Origin of the sequence: Streptomyces sp. SD31 (assembly GCF_052068475.1) — a bacterium.
Taxonomy (GTDB): Bacteria; Actinomycetota; Actinomycetes; order Streptomycetales; family Streptomycetaceae; genus Streptomyces.
In genome coordinates this window covers 110,390-128,914 of the sequence record NZ_JBQHCX010000019.1, presented here as the reverse complement: position 1 = coordinate 128,914, position 18,525 = coordinate 110,390, and the positions used below count along the sequence as shown (strand labels likewise).

The window sequence follows — 18,525 nt, the reverse complement described above, 5'->3', positions numbered from 1 at the left end:
CGGGGCGGCGCTCGCCTCGGCCGGCGTGCGGCACCGCCCCGAGTACGTCCGGATCGCGGGGCTTCGACGAGGCCGTCGCCCGCCGCCGGATGCTGGAACTCCTCCATCTGCCCGAAGCGCCGACAGCCGTCTTCGTCTGCTCGGACCGAATGCCCCTCGGCATCTACGAGACGCTGGCGGAGCGGGAGTTGAGGGTGCCAGGGCGACATGAGCGTGGTGGGCTTCGACGATCTACCGGAGGCCCGCTGGATCTCCCCGGCCCTCACGGCGAGTACGACGGGACCGTCATGTGTGTGAATCGGTGACATTCGGTGGAGCTTTCGCGTCTGTCAGCGGGAGCGCACTGCCTGCACGGGGCACAGCACGGTTGTGTGAGCAGCAACTGCTGAGCCACCAGCGTGTGTTGGAGCCCAACACGATGAATGACATTCGGCACGAGCAGATCCGCCAACTGTGGGCCGACGGCCTCGCGCAGACGTCCCTCGCCGGTACGTCGCCGCAGGCCCTTGTCCCTGAGCCGACGCGGCGCTTGCTGACGGACATCGGTCTGCCGGCCGAATGCCCGCTGGAGGTGACGCTGTACCGGGACGAGCGGCTCCTGCTGCCTGTGTCGTCCGGAGCCGGGACCTCGTTCCTGATGGCAGGAGACGACTTCGGCACCACGCTGGGACTCACGCCGGGGTCGGGCGAGTTGTGGTCGTTCCAGACTGACGACGACTCACCTCCTCGCTTCGTCAATTCGAGTCTCGACGCGTTCGTCCTCTTCTTGGGGCTCTACGACAGCACCGGGGATCTCGCACCACTGAGCGACAGGAAACGTGCAGCGGCGGTGGCGGAACTCGGCCGCGAGCTGACCTCCTACGACGCCGCCGCCCTGAAAGACACCGAATCCTGGTGGAGCGTCATCCTCGAGCAGCGCGCGCAGGGGCTGTTGTGACCAGCCCCGCGTAGTCCACGCGACAAGGTCAATCGATACGGGGGTATCACGTCGTGCGTCGGCACAGATCGCAGAAGTCACCACGCGTACGCAGCACCGCGTTACGAACCCTGTTCCGGCGCACCGTCGCGCTCGTGGCCGGAACCGTCCTGCTGGCCGGAGGCGTGGCCGTCGCGCCTGGGGCGGGCGCCGTCGGCGGACACGTGCAGCAGCAGGTGCGGTCCGATACGGCACCGGTCGACCCCACCGAGATCCGCTGGCTCGGCAACGACCTGGCCCGCTTCGCATGGCTGTACCGGAAGTCACACAAAATCTCCGCCGGTCGCAACGTCGCGGTCTTCGAGTACGTCGACAATGACGGCAACCTGCAGATGAAGGCCATGGCAAGCGGGGAGTCGGAAAACAACGGCGGCCACTCCGAACGCAATCTCATCGCGTGGTTGAAGAAACAGGGCATCCCCCTGGAGAACGTCCGACGCGTCTACAGCGACCTGGAACCGTGTGAAATACCCGGAGGCTACTGCAAGAAGGCAATCGCGACCCAGCTCAAGAACGTCCGGGAAGTTACCTACGCCATTGGCTACTCCGGAGACAAAGCGTCGCGGGCGGCAGCCATCAGAAAAATGAAGCGGCTGATTCGACAGACGATGAGCTTCGAACGCAAACTGCGGCAAGCGTTCAAGGGAGCCAAGAAGGGCTGCGTCGATCCGGCTCTCTTCACCCGACGAGACGCCGGCTCACCGGGTGCCGGTAGGCGCATCGCCCTGGCCGCCCAGGCAGCGGCACAGAATCCGTGCGAAGACGGTGACGACAGCCAGGTGCCGCCGAGCGGCCTCGCTCAGGAACTGTCCGATCCCGGCGGAATCGACTTCTCCAGGCTGGAATTGCGCTACCTGTCCGACGTCGGCTCAGGTGGAGGACTCAAGTATGCCTTACAGGCCCCTGCCACCGCCGACGGAGATCAGAAGTCCGCCACGGGACTCGCCAACACCCAAGAAGCCTCCGACGCGTTCTTCACGTGGCTGGAGCTGAGCCCGTCGACCTTCTGGGTCAACCTCAACCCCAACGAGCCCAACCGCATCATCGACCCTGACCTCGGTCGCACGGATGCGGGGCGTGTGATGCTGCAGGCCGACCTGACACTGAAGAAGACGACTGGCCGGCTGATCCACCCCGACTCCGAGCTTGGGGCGCGCTTCTGGCAGCAACTGTCCGGCACATGCCTGTCGTTCCGCACCTGGATCGTGCCGTCGCCGGCCACGGTCTACACCAAAGGGAATGAGCTGTACATCCTGAAGGCGCCGCTGAACGTCCAGATGGAAACGCAGTACTTGAAGCTCCAGGGAGCCAAGTCCGCCGTGTCCTGTGCCAAGCAGTCGGAGTCCGTACAGGCCCACAATGAGGCGCTGTTCCGGAGCCTGATCCTGCCGAAGGTGATCAAAGCGGTCAACACCGCTCCTGAATACGCCGAACTGCGACGGATCTATCTGAGCCGAGTCGCAGCGGAGTGGTACCGCAAACTGAGTGAGCGTGAGACCACCACCTACGGGGAGATGATCGACAAGGGCGACATCAGCGCCTACACCACGCAACACGACTGGAAGCCCATCGACACCTTCAACCAGTACGTCGACTCCTACAAGAAAGGCGAATTCAAGGTCACCCACAAGACACGCAAGGGTGATTACCTCTACACCAACACCTATATCTACGGCGGAGTGGACCTCACCAACATCCCCTTCACCTCACTGACGGCGGCTCAGCTGAACGCAACGGCTCCTGAGCTGACTCGGAACATCAGCGGCTCGCTGTCCAGCCCCATCACGGATGCCGAACATGATCAGGTATGGCTGGGTGGGGAAGCGGTGACAAAGCCCGGCGGCAACGCATCCGGTTCCGGCGGCGCGGCGGACACCCACGCCACGCCGATCAAATCGGGAACCGGAAACGGCGGCATACAGTGGTGGTTCTTCCTCCTAGTGACCGCTGTGGCTGTGATGACGGGTTTTGCGTTCCTGAGACAAAGGCGCCGTCGCGTAACAGGCAGCCGAGGACAGGTCGGTCAGGCAAGCCGAGGAGATGACGTTCAGGATTACCTGTAGGACGTCACCACTCCCTCAGCCACACCAACCAGGTGATCCCGCCCAGCAGCCAAGCACCACCGTCACGGCCTGCACGTCCTCGCCCTGACCGACGGCAAAGGTTGCCCGACCTGGATCTCCTCCGGCCGCGCCTCGAACCCGGCCGCCTTGTACGTGGCGACGCCGCCGACGTTGGAACTCGGCGTGCAAACGCGCACGCTCGACGAGCCCATCTCGCGCAGCGCGGACGCCCCGGCCACGGTGATCGCCCGGCCGTAGCCGCGGCCACGGTGGTCCTCGTGCACGCCCATCGGCAGCACTTGCTTGTGCCGCCACGCACCAGGGTCGCGGGAATGTGCACGTCTGAGGCTCTTCCTGGATCAACGGAGGTCAGGGAAAAGGCCGAGGCAGCGGTTACGGGCGCAGTGCGGGCCGGTGAACCGCTCGGCGATTGCGGAGACCTTCGCAGAGGCGTGCCTTCGGAACAATCGCAGTTCGCTTCACCTGGGTTTAGCTCAGCTGAAGTCGGCGGCATGCTCAAGGTGCGCCGTCTGTTGTTGCTCACCGAGGCCACCGAACGCGGTTCACTGACTGCCGCGGCGGAAGCCCTCGGCATGACCACCTCCGCAGCCTCCCAGCAGATGTCCCTGCTGGAACAGGAGGCAGGGCAGCCCCTGATCGAGCGGCTGCCGCGCGGTATCCGCCCCACCCGGCGGGTGCCGCGCTGGCCGATCGCGGTCAGGCCATCCGCCGGGAACTCCGTGCCGCGCAGGCCGATTTGGACTCCTTCACCGCCCTCGACCAGGGCACCTTGCGGCTCGGTTCCTTCCCCACGGCGAGCGCGTCCCTGCTGCCGCTGGCGCTCACGCGTTTCCGACGTCGCCACGCCGGCATCCGCATCGAGGTACGCGCCGGAGTCCTCGCGGAGCTGAGGGAGATGCTGCACACCGGCGAGGTGGAACAGGGGCTGCTCTGGGACTACGAATGGAACCGCCTCGACGATCCGGCGCTCGCCCTCACCCACCTGCTGGACGACCCCACGGTGCTGGTCGTCCCTGCCGACTCACCCCTGCAGACACATCCCTCCGTGCGACTCGGCGACCTCGCCGACCAGGAGTGGATCATCCGCGCCGAGGCGGGGAGTTCCTCTGTTTGACTCACGTGCCTGGACGCATGGTCCGTGCGGGCACGGGCAAATGTCGGCATCTGTCCGTTAGTTGGAGCGGCGCCGGCGGGGGTGGGCGCACCGCCAACCACTTCGAGCTGACCTTATCCCGCACTCGCACTCCTCACACCCTTTCTCAACACATCCAATGTCTGACTTGCCGCCAGCACGCCGGTCGGACGCCTATCTGGAAGGGAAAGGATTCTGTGCCGTAAGGCTAGACAACAGCATCGTTCATATCCGTTAATCCATCCCATGTATCAGTGGAGAGGGCCGATGGGTCCGCAACCCCTAGGGACCCCGGGCCCCTTGCCGAGCCGCGCTGCCGCCTTGCCACAGTCGCCGACTCCGGGCGGAGTTCCGGCGATCGAACAGGACGAATCACGGTCCGGATCAGTCTCACGTGGCTCACCTCTCGTGTCGTCGGCCTGTCACGTATGACGCCGCATCGGCAGCAGACAAGCCCGTGACGTGCTGCATCCGACCGCCGGACACGTGAGCCAACACACCAACGACGAAGCAATCGCTCTCTCGTCATCGAAAGGGTGCAAGATGTCTTCCTCCGTCAGCAGACGGCGCCTGCTGCAAGTAGCCGGGGTCACCGCCCCCGCCTCTGCCACCGGATCCTTCATCGGCGCATCTCTTGCCCATGCGGCCATACCCCCCGCAAGGGCCGACATCGGGATCTCCGCGCACCCCTTCGAACTCGGCCAGGTCCGGCTCACCGCGAGCCGGTGGCCGGACAACCAGGACCGTACGCGCAACCACCTGCGGTTCGTCGATGTCGACCGGCTGCTGTACAACTTCCGCGCCAACCACCGGCCGTCCACCAACGGCGCGGCCGCCACCGGCGGCTGGGACGCGCCGGACTTCCCCTTCCGCACCCACGTCCAAGGACACTCCCCCAGGGAGACGGCACCTACAAGATCCGCAACGAGAACAGCGGCAAGCTGCTCGCCATCGCGAACAACTCCACCGCTGTCGGCGCGTTCGCAGTCCAGGACTCGGACGATGGCACTGCCGACAACCGGGGGCGCATCTTGAGGGACTGAGACCTGGTCGCTCTCCGCCCTTCAGTTTGCTCGACGCTTCGACCATAGTTCGATATATCGAACGTCAGGGTCGGGGTCGCAGCACATCAGTCCGGACAGCCTCTGACGGGGCCGCCCGGAACCGCTCACCCAAGAAATGAGGTCCCCATGCTCAGACGCACTTTCAGCCGCAGGCATCTGCCTGTGGTGCTCGCGGCCCTGGTCGCCTCGGCGGCGACGCTCGTCGCCAACCCGGCTCAGGCGGCCACCAGCGGCGCCTTGCGCGGCACTGGTTCCGGCCGGTGTCTCGATGTGCCGGGCGCCAGCCAGGCCGACGGTACGAACGTGCAGATCTGGGACTGCCACGGCGGGACCAACCAGCAGTGGACGCTGACGGACAACAACCAGCTGACCGTGTACGGCAACAAGTGCCTCGATGTTCCGGGCCACGCCAACACGGCAGGGACGCGGCCGGTGCTCTGGTCCTGTAACGGCGGTACCAACCAGCAGTGGCGGGTCAACTCCGACGGCACGATCGTCGCCGTGGAGTCCGGGCTGTGCCTGGACGTCAGCGGCGGCGCCACGGCCAACGGCACGGCGGTGCAGCTCTGGAACTGCAACGGCGGCAGCAACCAGAAGTGGACCGGCCTGTCCACGCCGCCGGGCGGCACGTGTGCTCTTCCGTCGACGTACCGGTGGAGCTCGACCGGCCCGCTGGCGCAGCCGGCGAACGGGTGGGCCTCGCTGAAGGACTTCACCACCGTGACGTACAACGGCAAGCGCCTCGTCTACGGGACCTACTCTGACGGATCGAATTGGGGATCGATGGGGTTCGCTCCCTTCACGAACTGGTCGGACATGGCCTCGGCCGGCCAGACCCGGATGAGCCAGTCCGCCGTGGCGCCCAAACTGTTCTACTTCGCGCCCAAGAACATCTGGGTGCTGGCCTCAAATGGGTGGGGTACCCAATGGCCCTTCGTCTACCGCACGTCGAGCGACCCCACCAACCCCAACGGCTGGTCCGCGGCGCAGCCACTGTTCACCGGCAGCCTCCCCGTCGGCGGCCCGATCGACCCGACCCTGATCGCCGACGACCAGAACATGTACATGTTCTTCGCCAATGACAAGGGCGGCATCTTCAAGTCGACCATGCCGATCGGGAACTTCCCCAGCAGCTTCGGCTCGTCGTACGAGACGGTCATGACCGACACGGAGAAGAACCTCTTCGAGGCGCCGGAGGTCTACAAGGTCCAGGGCCAGAACCAGTACCTCATGATCGTCGAGGCTCGCGGTGTGAATGAGAACCGCTTCTTCCGCTCGTTCACGGCCTCCAGCCTGAACGGTCCGTGGACCCCGCAGGCCGCCACCGAGTCCAATCCCTTCGCCGGCAAGGCCAACAGCGGTGCCACCTGGACCAACGACATCAGCCACGGTGACCTGGTCCGCAGCAACCCCGACCAGACCATGACCATCGACCCCTGCAACCTGCAGTTCCTCTACCAGGGCCTGTCCCCCAACGTCCCGCCGGGCACCGACTACGTGGACCTGCCGTACCGGCCGGGCCTGCTCACCCTGCAGCGCTGACCCGCGAGCACACAACCAGAAGCTTGTGACGGTGCCCATCAGGCACGGTCACAAACTGCTTCCGCCTTGTCTCCCAGGAAGGAACCCCCCATGGTCCCCATACACAGACGACTGCTGCGTCTCCTCACGGCCACCGCGCTGACGCTCAGCGCCTGCGTCACCGCCTCCGCCGGCACGACCGCCCAGGCCGCACCGGGCAGCCCCGCGCTCACCCCGCCGCTCGGCTGGAACAGCTGGAACAGCTTCGGATGCGGGATCACCGAGGCACAGGTCCGCGAGGCCGCCGACGCGATGGTGTCCTCGGGCATGCGCGACGCCGGCTACCAGTACGTCGTCGTCGACGACTGCTGGTTCGACCCGCAGCGCGACAGCGCGGGCAACCTCCGGGCCAACCCGACCAAGTTCCCCAGTGGCATGAAGGCGCTCGGGGACTACATCCACAGCAAGGGCCTGAAGTTCGGCATCTACCAGGCGCCCAACGAGAAGACCTGCGCGCAGGGCGTGGGCACCTACCCCGGCTCCACCGGCAGCAAGGGTCACGAGGCCCAGGACGCCAACACGTTCGCCTCATGGGGCGTGGACTACCTCAAGTACGACTGGTGCTCCGGCAGCGGCACCCTGAGCGAGCAGATCGCACAGTTCACCATCATGCGCGACGCCCTGCGCGCCACCGGGCGGCCGATCGTCTACAGCATCAACCCCAACAGCTTCCACGCCCCCACCGGCGACAAGTACAACTGGGGCCAGGTCGCCGACCTGTGGCGGACGACCGAGGACCTGCTCGACATCTGGCAGAACAACAACACCAACAGCTACCCGATGGGCGTCGGCAACGTCCTGGACGTCACCGCGCCGCTGGCCGCTCAGTCGGGCCCGGGACACTGGAACGATCCCGACATGCTGGTCGTCGGCCGCCCCGGTCTGTCCCTGACCGAGTCCCGCTCCCACTTCGCCCTGTGGGCGCTGCTCTCGGCACCCCTCATGGCCGGCAACGACATCCGCACCATGTCCGCCGACGTGAGCGCGATCCTGCGCAACCCACGGCTGCTGGCGGTGAACCAGGACCGGCTGGGCGCGGGCGGGCGCAGGGTGCGCGACGACGGCGACACCGAGGTGTTCGCCAAGCCCCTGTCCGACGGCTCGGTCGCCGTGGGCCTGTTCAACCGGGGTGGCAACACCGCGACGGTCACCACCACGGCCGCCCAAGTCGGCCTCACCGGAGGGCCGTTCACCCTCACCGACCTGTGGACCGGCGCCACGTCCAGCACCTCCGGTCAGATCTCCGCGAGCGTCCCCGCGCACGGCGTGGCCGTGTTCCGGGTGAGCGGCGGCAGCCCCGTGGCCTCCACCACCGCACGCCTGCGCGGTACCGGGTCCGGCCGCTGCCTGGACGTGGACCGTGCCTCCACCGCGGCCGGGACGAAGACGCTGATCTGGGACTGCCACACCGCCGCCAACCAGCTCTGGACCACATGGGCCGGAGGCGAGATCCGCGTCTACGGCGACAAGTGCCTGGACGCCTCCAACCAGGGCACCACCAACGGCACGCCGGTCATCATCTGGTCCTGCAACGGCCAGAACAACCAGAAGTGGACCACGCAAGCCGACGGTTCGATCCGCAACGTCCACGCCGGGCTGTGCCTCGACGTCAACGGGGCCGGCACCGCGAACGGGACCGCGCTGGTCCTGTGGACCTGCAACGGCCAGACCAACCAGAAGTGGACCACGCTCCCGTAAGCCGCCACCCCTGCACGCGCAGGCAGATGCCTGACCGGAAAAGGGCAGTCCCACGACAGCATGCCAAGCTCGGGGGACTGCCCTGCTCCGCTCCACCGAGCCGGGACTTCGAACCGATCGCCGCGGTCACCGGCCGGGCACTCCAATTGGCACGGCACTGACCCGGGCGACGCCGCGAATCTCACCGGCTTCACGGAGCGCGGCGGCACCCTTGCCGTCGGTTTTCACAGCGGCGCGGTCGACGAGAGCTGCCACGCCCGGCTCGGCGGTTACCCCGGCGCTTTCCGGGACGCCCTCGGTGTGCGGACGGACGAACTGTTCCCGCTGCTCCCCGACGAGACCCGCCGGCTCACTGGCCGGGTCCCCAAGAACGCCACCGCCACCCTGTGGTCCGAACGCGTCCGTCTCACCGAAGCCGAGGCCATCGCCTCCTACGCCGACGGGCCACTGGCCGGCGTACCGGCCGTGACGAGGAACGCCCCGGCACCGGCACCGCCTGGTACCTGGCCACTCGTCCCGATCCGGTCACCCTGGCGGCGCTGTTGGACCGTATCCGGGACGAGGCCGACGTCCGGCCCGTCCTCACCACGGCACCGGTCGGCATCGAGGCCGTTCGCCGCAGCGGGACCGACGCGGACTACCTGTTCCAGCCCGTCCACGGGTCGGTCACCGTTCCCGCCGGCGGCGTTGCCGTAGTGCGGGAAACGCGCTGATGGCGGTTGCCCCGGGCGGGGACCGTATCGGCAGGCTGCTCCAGGAACCGGTGTTCACATGAGGTTACGAAGTTGTTCCAGACACTTGACGGCCGTCCTATGACTGCGTAGACATGTCAGCGCAGTCAGGCGCACATCAGACAGCGATGATTCGGTCACGATCGTCGGGAGACACCATGGCGCGAGAGGCAAGGCGGGGCGGAAGTTCCGGCGCACCGCGCAGTGTGGATGTGGCCCGCCTGGCGGGCGTATCGCAGAAGACCGTGTCCCGTGTCTTCAACGACGAGCCGTATGTCTCCGCCGACGTGCGCCGACGCGTTCTCGAAGCTGCCGAGGAACTCGGTTACCGGCCGAACAACGCCGCCCGAGCGCTGGCTTCCGGACGTACGCGGTCCATCGGGGTCGTGACGCTGGGAACCGCCCTGTACGGGCCCGCCTCACTGATCATGGGGGTCGAGCGCGCCGCGCGGAACACGGGGTACGCCCTCCGCGTGGTCAACACGATGGAAGGCGACCCCGCGGGAGTCGTCGGCGCGGTGGAGTCGCTCCTCGATCAGGGCGTGGACGGCATCGTCATCTCCGAGCCGATCGACGAGGGGCACGACGGCGACCTGTCGGCCCGACTCGACATGCCCGTCCTCGTCCTCGGCGCGCCGCCGATGCTCACACCCAGGGCATTGGCCGCCGGCACCGGTGCGGATCTGATGGCGCGAACGGCCACCGAGCACCTGCTGGAGCTGGGGCACGAAACTGTTCACCACCTCGCCGGTCCGCAGCGGTGGTACGCCGCCCGGGACCGCGCGGAGGGCTGGCGGGCGGCGCTCACCGCGCACGGCAGGACAGTGCCGCCCGTCGTCGAGGGTGACTGGTCGGCCGCGTCCGGCTACGCGGCGGGCCGCGAACTGGCCTCCGACGGCGAGGTGACCGCGGTGTTCGCCGCCAACGACGACATGGCGATCGGCCTCGTCCGGGCCCTGGCAGAAGCAGGCCGACGTGTCCCGGAGGATGTCAGCGTCGTCGGCTTCGACGACATCCCGGTGGCCCCCTATGTGACCCCACCTCTCACTACGATGCGTCAGCCGTTCGACGCCGTGGCGCAGGAGGGACTCAAGCGCCTCGTGCATGCCATCGAGAACCCGCAGGCGGACCCCTTGCCGGCGAGTGATCCCCCGGTCGACCTCGTGATCCGCAGTTCGACCGCGCCCCCTTCGACCCGGACGACGCCAGATAAGGGTCGGCATGCGAGCTCCCCTTCGAGCGGAACCCGGCACAGTCCAGACCTGAACGGAGGTGCCTCCACCCACGGCTGAACAGCGCAGACCTTGCCCGCGCCGCCTTCCTCAGTTCCGGGCGCGTGGCACTGAGGCGAGCCGCCGCACCGGTCTCCGCTCGCTTCCCCTTCCTCAGAGCGCGCCCGCACCTGTGCGGACACCCCGTTGCGCGAGCGACGCCTCTCCCCGCCTTCGCGCGGCAGCCACAGACCAGGTTCGCCGCAACGAACGGTTCACAGCTCTACCCGTTGTTTCCCCGAGCCGCAGCTTCCACCCCACCGGTAGGTGGACCGTCCGCCGGGCGAAGTCTGTCTGACAGGTGTGTCCGTGTCATGGCGACGTCAGGCCCTGGCCGGCCACGCCCAAAGCCTTCTTGTCTCCCTCTTCGCGCACGTCCTCACCCGGCGTGCCAATTCCTCAGCCATTGGCGGGAGTTCACCATGCACACAGCCAGCTTCACCCCCAGCACCTCCCGGATGAGCCGTCGGCTCTTCCTCACCGCCACGGGAGCGGTCTCGCTCGGAGCCGCACTGACCGCCTGCGGCGGCAGCGACGGCGGCTCCGCCTCCCCCGCCGGACCGGTCAGCCAGACCGACATCGACAAGGCGATGAAGACTCCGACCGAGCTGACGTTCTGGACGTGGGTCCCGGACATCGAGCAGGAGGTCGCGCTCTTCGAGAAGAAGTACCCGGCCATGAAGGTCAAGGTCGTCAACGCCGGCCAGGGCGTTGAGCATTACACGAAACTGCGCACGGCGATCAAGGCCGGCAAGGGCGCGCCTGATGTGGCCCAGATGGAGTACCAGGCCATACCCACGTTCACGATCACGGACAGCCTGTTGGACCTGAGCCCGTACGGCGCGTCCAAGCTGAAGGACACGTTCGTCGACTGGACGTGGGGGCAGGTCAGCGGCCCCAAGGGCGAGATCTGGGCGATCCCGCAGGACACCGGTCCGATGGGCATGCTGTACCGGGCGGACATCTTCGACAAGCACGGCATCGAGCCGCCGAAGACCTGGGACGACTTCGCCGCCGCGGCACGCAAGCTGCACAAGGCCGACCCGGACGTCTATCTGACCAACCTGGCCGCGAACGAGGCCGCCGCCTGGCACGGTCTGCTGTGGCAGGCGGGAGCGAAGCCGTACGCGACCTCCGGCAAGGGCGACGTCTCGATCAGCGTCAACGACGAGATCTCCAAGAAACTGGCGGCCTACTGGGGCGGGCTGGCCCAGGAGGGAGTCATCGGCCTCGAGCCGGACTTCACCGACGCCTGGTTCTCCGCTCTCAACAAGGGCAAGTACGCCACCTGGATCACCGCCGCCTGGGGGCCGGTCTTCCTCTCCGGCTCGGCCAAGTCCACCGCGGGCAAGTGGCGGGCGGCGCCCCTGCCGCAGTGGGACGCGGCAAAGCCGAGCTCGGGCAACTGGGGCGGCTCCACCAGCGCGGTGATCAAGGCGACCAAGAACCCGATCGCCGCGGCCGTGTTCGCGCAGTTCCTCAACAGCGACCCGGAGAGCGCGAAGCTCTTCAGCACCAAGCAGTCGTTCTTCCCGGCGACGAAGCCACTGCTCGCGGACCCGTCCTTCGCCGGGAACGCGTCCGCCTTCTACGGCGGGCAGAAGGTCAACCAGTTGTTCGCCGAGATCGGCGAGACGGTCAGCCCCGACTTCCAGTGGCCGCCGTTCCTCGACCAGGCCGTCACCGACTGGACCGAGACCGTCGGCACGTCTCTGGCCAGGAAGAAGGACACCGTCGCCGCTCTCGACGCGTGGCAGACGCGGCTCACCACTTACGCCAAGAAGCAGGGCTTCTCCGTCCAAACCCCGTGAGGTCCGGCGGGTCCCGTACTCCGACGCCCCACCGCGAGAGCACCGGACCCCGCACCCGGCCGGCCCAACTCTCCCCTCAGAAAGGTCCGATGATGACCGCCACGACCGCGGCCTCCACCGAGGACCCGCGCCGAGCGGGGCCGAAGCGACGCCGGCTCGGTGGCCTGCGCCATGGTTCGGCAGGTCCGCTGTTCGTCGCACCGTTCATGGTGCTGTTCCTGCTGATGTTCCTCACTCCGCTCGGCTACGCCGCCTACCTCAGCCTTTTCCAGGAACGGCTCATAGGCGGCACCACGTTCGTCGGGCTGGACAACTACGTGACCGCGCTGACGGACCCGCTCCTCAGAGAAGGAGTCCTGCGGGTCGCGGCGTTCTTCGTGATCCAGGTCCCGCTGATGCTGCTGCTGGCCCTGCTGTTCGCGCTCGCGCTCGACAGCGGCCTGTTGCGGCTCGCGCGGGTGATCCGCCTGGGCATCTTCGTCCCCTACGCCGTCCCCAGCGTGGTCGCCACCCTCATGTGGGGCTACCTCTACGGCCCGGACTTCGGGCCGTTCGCCCAGCTGGGCGAGAAGTTCGACCTGCCGGTCCCCCGCTTCCTCAGCGACGGATGGATGCTCAGCAGCCTGGCGAACGTCGTGACCTGGGAGTTCGTCGGCTACAACATGATCATCCTGTACGCGGCCCTGCGCACCGTTCCCCAGGAGCTGTACGAGGCCGCCGCGATGGACGGCGCCGGCCCTTGGCGGATCGCCTGGTCCATCAAACTCCCCGCCCTGCGCCCGGCGCTCCTGCTCACCCTGCTGTTCTCGGTGATCGGCAGCTTCCAGCTGTTCAACGAGCCGAAGCTGCTGCAGGACCTCGCGCCCGACGTCATCGACAGTTCGTACACCGCGAACCTCTACGCCTACTCCCTCGCCTTCACCGGACAGCAGGTCAACTACGCGGCCGCGGTGTCCTTCCTCCTCGGTCTGGTCATCGTGATCTTCTCCTACGTCGTCCTGTTCACCGCGAACCGCAGGAGGACCTCATGACGACGACAAGTCCCCCGGCCGCGTCCTCCCCGGCGGCGCTGAACAGCACCGCGACCGACACGCCCGCTGCCGCACACCGGCGGCGCCGGAGGTCAGGCCGGCGTCACAGCACACCGCTGACCATCGTCATGCTGGCCGTCCTCGCCTACTTCCTCCTGCCGCTGTTCTGGCTGGCCGTGGCGTCGACCAAGAGCACCCAGGACCTGTTCACCTCGTTCGGGCTGTGGTTCTCGCGCTCTCCGCAGCTGCTGGAGAACATCCGGGAGACCGTGACGCACGACGACGGCGTCTTCCTGCACTGGCTGCTCAACACGGTCCTGTACTCCGTGGGCAGTGCGCTCGGTGCCGCGCTCCTGGCGGCGGCCGCCGGATACGGGTTCGCCAAGTACCGGTTCCGCGGCAACAACGCCGCCTTCTCCCTGGTGCTCGGCGCCATCATGATCCCGACCACCGCCCTGGCCATCCCGACCTATCTGCTCTTCGCGAAGGTGGACCTGGTCAACACCCCCTGGGCGATCGTCCTGCCCTCACTCGTCAGCCCGTTCGGCCTCTACCTCATGCGCATCTACGCCGAGGACGCCGTACCGGACAGCATCCTGGAGGCCGCGCGCATCGACGGAGCGGGCGAGCTGCGGATCTTCCTCACGATCGCCCTGCGGCTGCTGGCCCCGGGCCTGGTGACCGTCGTCCTCTTCACGCTCGTCGCGACCTGGAACAACTACTTCCTGCCGCTGATCATGCTCAACGACCCGCGCCTGTACCCGGTGACGGTCGGCCTGTCCTCCTGGGCGTCCCAGGCAGTCGGCGGCGGCTCCGGCGCCAACAGCAACATGCTCGCCCTGGTCACGACCGGTTCGCTGCTCTCCATCATCCCGCTCGTCATCGCCTTCCTGCTCCTGCAGCGGTACTGGCAGAGCGGTCTGGCCACCGGCGGCGTCAAGCAGTGACGCCTCGCCGGCGCACAGACCACCACGCCCCATTCGACTCTTCGGAGGTTCCCTCATGGCGGTTCTGCCCGCCCGCGTGCTGTTCGGCGCCGCTTACTACCACGAGTACACGCCTGCCTACGACCCCGAACTGCGACCTGACGAACGGCTGAAGACCGACCTCGATCTGATGGCCGAGGCCAACTTCACCGTCATCCGCGTCGGTGAGTCCGTCTGGTCCACCTGGGAGCCGGAGAACGGGAAGTTCGACCTCGACTGGCTCCAGGCGGTCCTCGACGGCGCCCACGAGCGCGGCATCTCCGTCATCCTCGGCACACCGACGTACGCGGTGCCGCCGTGGCTGGCCCGCCAGTACCCGGAGATCACCGGCGAGCGGCGCACCGGCGACCGCATCGGCTGGGGCGCCCGCCAGGAGGCCGACTTCACCCACCCCGCCTTCCGCTTCCACGCGGAGCGCGTCATCCGCAGGATCGTCGCCCGGTACGCCGACCACCCGGCGGTCATCGGCTGGCAGGTCGACAACGAGCCCGGCCTGCACCTCTTCCACAACCACGGTGTCTTCCAGCGCTTCGTCGACCACCTGCGCGAGAAGTACGGCGACGTCGAGACCCTCAACCGCGAGTGGGGCCTGGTCTACTGGTCGCACCGCCTGTCCACCTGGGCCGACCTGTGGACCCCGGACGGCAACGAGCAGCCTCAGTACGACGTCGCCTGGCGGGAGTTCCAGGCCCGGCAGGTCACCGAGTTCATCGGCTGGCAGGCCGACATCGTCCGCGAGTACGCCGGCCCGGAGCAGTTCGTCACCACGTGCATCTCCTACACCCGCAACGGGGTGGAGGACGACGAGATGTCGGCCCGCCTCGACATCGCCTCCGGCAACCCGTATTACGACATGCAGGACGGCCTGCTCCTCCCCGATCCGACGCCCGACGACCACGAGCAGGTATGGAAGACCACCGGCGTCTGGTCCATGTACCAGACCGCCGACTGGATGTTCTCCTCCCGCCAGGAGCCGTTCCTGGTCACCGAGACCAACGCGAACTCCATCGGCTTCTGCTGGGACAACCGCCCCGGATACGACGGCCAGTGGCGGCAGGCAGCCTGGGCGCACGTGGCGCGCGGCGCCCGGATGATCGAGTACTGGCAGTGGCAGACCCTGCGCTTCGGCGCGGAGACCTACTGGGGCGGCGTACTCCCGCACAGCGGACAGCCGGGCCGTACGTACGCCGAAATCGCCCGCCTCGGAGCCGAGTTCGACAAGGCGGGGCCACTCGTCGCCGGGATCGAGCCGGACGCCGACATCGCGATGGTCTACTCGATGCCGAGCAAGTGGCTGATGCAGAAGTACCCGCCACTGTCCAAGCCGGACGGCGCCCCCGACCCGGCCTCCTACCACCGCATCTTCGACCCCTTCTACCGGGGGGCCTTCGATACGGGCCGCCAGGTGCGGATCGTCCACGCCCGGCAGTTGCACGATCCGAGCGGCCGACGGGAGGGGATGACCCCCGAGGAAGCCGTGCGGCGCCACCCGGTCCTCGTTGCCCCCGCCCTGTACGTCGTCGACGACGCCACGGTCGACTGGCTCGCGGCCTACGCCCATGCGGGCGGCCACCTCGTCCTCGGTCCGCGCACCGCGTACGCCGACCACGAGGCCCGCGCCCGGCACGAACCGGCCCCCGGGCGTCTCACCGAGGCCGCGGGCGTCCGGTACGACGAGTTCAGCAACCTCAAGCGGGACGTTCCGGTCCGCACCGTCCCCGGCGGTCCGCTCGACGTGGCCGCGGACGCGACGGCGACGCACTGGATCGAGGGACTGACGGTCACCGACGCCGAGGTGCTGGCCTCGTACGACCACCCGCACTTCGGCCGCTGGCCGGCGGTCACCACCCGCCGCCACGGCGAGGGGCGCGTCACCTGCGTGGGCACCGTGCCCGGCCGCGACCTCGCCCGGGCGCTGGCCGCCTGGATGGCTCCGGCCTCGCGCGCCGGTTGGCAAGGTCTGCCCGCGTCCGTGACCGCGACGACCGGTACGTCACCCGACGGCCGCCGTGTGCACATCGTGCACAACTGGAGCTGGGAGCCCGCACGCGTCCAGGCCCCGGTCGACCTGTCCGACGTCCTGACCGACGACCCCGTACCGGTCGACGCCCTGCTGGACCTGGGCCCGTGGGACGTACGCGTCCTCGTGTCCGCCGACACCACCACCCCGACCCCGTAAGCAAGTTGGAGGAACCATGCAGAGACGAAGAGTGGCGAAGGCGCTGGGCACCTTCACCGCCGCGACTGCGCTGCTGGCCGTACCCGCGTCCGGTGCGCAGGCGTACAACCCGACGGGAGGGACTCTGTACCAGCTCGGCAACGAACCGTGCCTGAAGGGACGGGGCAACTGCGCGGTCTACCCCAAGGCGGCGCAGCTGCCGAGCGGACGCCTGGTGGCATCGTTCGAGAAGTCCACCGTCGTGGCGTCGACGGGAAGCGCCGACCAGCAGACCCTCCCGGTCTACAAGAGTGACGACGATGGCACGACCTGGCAGCCCCTGTCCGAGGTCAAGGCCCCCGCGTACATCTCCAACGACCCCAAGTACGCCAAGTACACGAGCAACTGGACCAACCCGTACCTCTACGCGCTTCCGCAGGACGTCGGCGACCTGAAGCAGGGCACGCTGCTCCTGGCGAGTGTCGTGTCGGGCGACGACGAGTACTTCAAGGAGCGCAAGGCGGCCGACCCGAACTGGATACCGTCGAACGACGGAGACCGCAAGGACATGGCGATCGCCCTGTACTCCAGCACGGACGACGGGGCGACCTGGAAGATCCTCAACATCGTCGCGACAGGCGGCTGGCAGGGCGGCAGCGCGGGCGCGACCGGGCAGAACATCGCGACCGCCAACACCAACAAGCAGGTGGATCCGCTCTGGGAGCCGTACCTGATGGTCCACAAGGGCAAGCTCGTCTGCTATTACTCCGACGAGAACGACTACACCGGCTTCGACCCCGCCACCGGCGTCCCCACGCTCGACCCGGCGAATGACACCGCCAAGGACTCGCTGGGCCAGATCCTCGTGCACAAGACCTGGGACGGCCGCAGCTCGCAGTGGAGCAACCCCGTCGTCGACCTCGCGGGACTGACCCAGGACATGGGCGGCGGCAAGACGGAGATCGGCGGGGGCCGGCCGGGCATGACGAACGTCGTCCGCACGACGGACGGCAAGTGGATGCTCACCTACGAGTATTGGGGCGGCGGGGCCAACACCCGCTACCGGCTCTCCGACGACCCCCTGAAGTTCTACACCGGCTCGCAGACCGGCACGGGGGTCAACTCACTGCCGGTCGACACCGGTTCACGCACACTCTCGATGAACGGCAGCCCGGTCGTCATCAGGCTCCCCGGCGGACGTCTGGTCTACAACGCCGCGGGCAGCGGCAGTGTCTGGGTCAACGAGAGCGGACGCAGCGACGGTGAATGGAAGGAGTACCAGACGACGTCTCAGGCCGGCTACAGCCGCAACCTGACGTACGTCGAAGGCACCGGACGCGTCTCGATCCTCAACAACCAGGGCACATCCACCCTCAAGTTCGCCGAGGTCGACCTCGGCGACTCCGACGGCGCCTACTACCAGCTGGTCAACCGCAAGACCGACCAGGTGATCGGCACCGGGAACAACAGCAACGACGCGAACCTCGGCAACGGCGACGTTCCCGACGTCCGCCTGGAGGCCCCCGGCTCCGCGGGCGACCCGGACACGCAGTACTGGCACATCGTGACCGAACCGCAGGGCGGCAAGACGCTGCTGAACAAGTCGGGCGGACGCGCGGCGGCCATCTGGACCGGGAACGCGATTGCCGGACAGAAGATCGGCCAATGGGTGGATGACAGCGCCACGGGCAGTTGGAACCTCGTCAAGACCGACGACGGGTTCTACAAGCTGCAGTCCCTCAAGAACCCGAACCTGTACCTGACCGGCGCGTCTGCCGGGGCGCAGCTGACCTTGCAGAACGCGCTCACGGACGGGTCCCAGGACTGGGAGCTCGTGCAGTAGCACGGTTTCCAGGGGCCTGACAGGCCCAGCGGCCGGGGCCCGGTGACGTGGCTGTCGGCGGTGAGGTCGAGAAGGGGCACGTCGTCCTGCCGGGCGACGTCGCGCATGACGGCGGGCAGGTCGATGCCCTGGTGGTTGACGACGCGTCCGAAGTCGCTG

General features: G+C 67.7%; 12 protein-coding genes and 5 pseudogenes. 16 read left to right on the top strand and 1 reads right to left on the bottom strand.

What is annotated here, in order from left to right; genetic code table 11:
* Window positions 1–4 precede the first annotated feature (4 nt).
* The 3 genes and pseudogenes from ACTMVF_RS34355 to ACTMVF_RS34345 all read left to right on the top strand — a co-directional run.
* Window positions 5–267 (top strand): annotated as a pseudogene (locus ACTMVF_RS34355) (substrate-binding domain-containing protein); the annotation flags it as partial.
* A gap of 136 nt (window positions 268–403) precedes the next feature.
* Complete coding sequence (locus ACTMVF_RS34350) at window positions 404–937, top strand: SUKH-4 family immunity protein (RefSeq protein WP_441274956.1); 534 nt, start codon at window positions 404–406, stop codon at window positions 935–937.
* A gap of 134 nt (window positions 938–1,071) precedes the next feature.
* Window positions 1,072–3,039: a nucleic acid/nucleotide deaminase domain-containing protein gene (locus tag ACTMVF_RS34345; RefSeq protein WP_441274955.1), complete on the top strand. Its 1,968-nt coding sequence runs from the start codon at window positions 1,072–1,074 to the stop codon at window positions 3,037–3,039.
* A 62-nt stretch (window positions 3,040–3,101) separates the two neighbouring features.
* Here ACTMVF_RS34345 and ACTMVF_RS34340 read toward each other — a convergent pair.
* Window positions 3,102–3,338, bottom strand: a pseudogene (locus ACTMVF_RS34340) (GNAT family N-acetyltransferase); the annotation flags it as partial.
* A 33-nt stretch (window positions 3,339–3,371) separates the two neighbouring features.
* Between ACTMVF_RS34340 and ACTMVF_RS34335 the strand changes: the two are divergent.
* The 13 genes and pseudogenes from ACTMVF_RS34335 to ACTMVF_RS34275 form a co-directional block, all read left to right on the top strand.
* Window positions 3,372–3,671 (top strand): annotated as a pseudogene (locus tag ACTMVF_RS34335) (helix-turn-helix domain-containing protein); the annotation flags it as partial.
* A gap of 125 nt (window positions 3,672–3,796) precedes the next feature.
* Window positions 3,797–4,174 carry a LysR substrate-binding domain-containing protein gene (locus ACTMVF_RS34330; RefSeq protein WP_441274954.1) on the top strand — a complete coding sequence of 126 codons (378 nt, stop codon included), beginning with the start codon at window positions 3,797–3,799 and terminating at the stop codon, window positions 4,172–4,174.
* 561 nt (window positions 4,175–4,735) lie between these two features.
* Window positions 4,736–5,089 (top strand): annotated as a pseudogene (locus tag ACTMVF_RS34325) (beta-L-arabinofuranosidase domain-containing protein); the annotation flags it as partial.
* The gene (locus ACTMVF_RS34320; RefSeq protein ID WP_441275045.1) at window positions 5,038–5,235 is read left to right on the top strand and encodes an RICIN domain-containing protein; all 198 of its coding nucleotides are present in this window, start codon (window positions 5,038–5,040) and stop codon (window positions 5,233–5,235) included. The pseudogene ACTMVF_RS34325 and the gene ACTMVF_RS34320, both read left to right, overlap by 52 nt.
* A 147-nt stretch (window positions 5,236–5,382) precedes the next feature.
* Window positions 5,383–6,798 carry a non-reducing end alpha-L-arabinofuranosidase family hydrolase gene (locus tag ACTMVF_RS34315; RefSeq protein ID WP_441274953.1) on the top strand — a complete coding sequence of 472 codons (1,416 nt, stop codon included), beginning with the start codon at window positions 5,383–5,385 and terminating at the stop codon, window positions 6,796–6,798.
* A gap of 90 nt (window positions 6,799–6,888) precedes the next feature.
* Window positions 6,889–8,535: a glycoside hydrolase family 27 protein gene (locus ACTMVF_RS34310; protein WP_441274952.1), complete on the top strand. Its 1,647-nt coding sequence runs from the start codon at window positions 6,889–6,891 to the stop codon at window positions 8,533–8,535.
* A gap of 159 nt (window positions 8,536–8,694) precedes the next feature.
* A pseudogene (locus ACTMVF_RS34305) lies at window positions 8,695–9,248 on the top strand (beta-galactosidase trimerization domain-containing protein); the annotation flags it as partial.
* A gap of 176 nt (window positions 9,249–9,424) precedes the next feature.
* The gene (locus tag ACTMVF_RS34300) at window positions 9,425–10,558 is read left to right on the top strand and encodes a LacI family DNA-binding transcriptional regulator (protein ID WP_441274951.1); all 1,134 of its coding nucleotides are present in this window, start codon (window positions 9,425–9,427) and stop codon (window positions 10,556–10,558) included.
* Window positions 10,559–10,959: 401 nt separating this feature from the next.
* A complete protein-coding gene (locus ACTMVF_RS34295) occupies window positions 10,960–12,348 on the top strand; it encodes an ABC transporter substrate-binding protein (protein ID WP_441274950.1) in 1,389 nt (462 codons plus the stop codon).
* A gap of 92 nt (window positions 12,349–12,440) precedes the next feature.
* The gene (locus ACTMVF_RS34290; RefSeq protein WP_441274949.1) at window positions 12,441–13,379 is read left to right on the top strand and encodes a carbohydrate ABC transporter permease; all 939 of its coding nucleotides are present in this window, start codon (window positions 12,441–12,443) and stop codon (window positions 13,377–13,379) included.
* Window positions 13,376–14,326 (top strand): carbohydrate ABC transporter permease, encoded by a 951-nt coding sequence (locus ACTMVF_RS34285; protein ID WP_441274948.1) that lies wholly within the window; start codon window positions 13,376–13,378, stop codon window positions 14,324–14,326. Before ACTMVF_RS34290 ends, ACTMVF_RS34285 begins: the two co-directional genes overlap by 4 nt.
* 55 nt (window positions 14,327–14,381) lie before the next feature.
* Window positions 14,382–16,544 (top strand): beta-galactosidase, encoded by a 2,163-nt coding sequence (locus tag ACTMVF_RS34280; protein ID WP_441274947.1) that lies wholly within the window; start codon window positions 14,382–14,384, stop codon window positions 16,542–16,544.
* 16 nt (window positions 16,545–16,560) lie between these two features.
* Window positions 16,561–18,366 (top strand): RICIN domain-containing protein, encoded by a 1,806-nt coding sequence (locus ACTMVF_RS34275; RefSeq protein ID WP_441274946.1) that lies wholly within the window; start codon window positions 16,561–16,563, stop codon window positions 18,364–18,366.
* Window positions 18,367–18,525 lie beyond the last annotated feature (159 nt).

Bases quoted from the DNA above. Each gene is read 5' to 3' on its own strand.
- ACTMVF_RS34285 (WP_441274948.1), top strand. From the start codon at position 13,376: ATGACGACGACAAGTCCCCCGGCCGCGTCCTCCCCGGCGGCGCTGAAC.
- ACTMVF_RS34280 (WP_441274947.1), top strand. From the start codon at position 14,382: ATGGCGGTTCTGCCCGCCCGCGTGCTGTTCGGCGCCGCTTACTACCAC.
- ACTMVF_RS34290 (WP_441274949.1), top strand. From the start codon at position 12,441: ATGACCGCCACGACCGCGGCCTCCACCGAGGACCCGCGCCGAGCGGGG.
- ACTMVF_RS34295 (WP_441274950.1), top strand. From the start codon at position 10,960: ATGCACACAGCCAGCTTCACCCCCAGCACCTCCCGGATGAGCCGTCGG.
- ACTMVF_RS34275 (WP_441274946.1), top strand. From the start codon at position 16,561: ATGCAGAGACGAAGAGTGGCGAAGGCGCTGGGCACCTTCACCGCCGCG.
- ACTMVF_RS34310 (WP_441274952.1), top strand. From the start codon at position 6,889: ATGGTCCCCATACACAGACGACTGCTGCGTCTCCTCACGGCCACCGCG.
- ACTMVF_RS34300 (WP_441274951.1), top strand. From the start codon at position 9,425: ATGGCGCGAGAGGCAAGGCGGGGCGGAAGTTCCGGCGCACCGCGCAGT.
- ACTMVF_RS34315 (WP_441274953.1), top strand. From the start codon at position 5,383: ATGCTCAGACGCACTTTCAGCCGCAGGCATCTGCCTGTGGTGCTCGCG.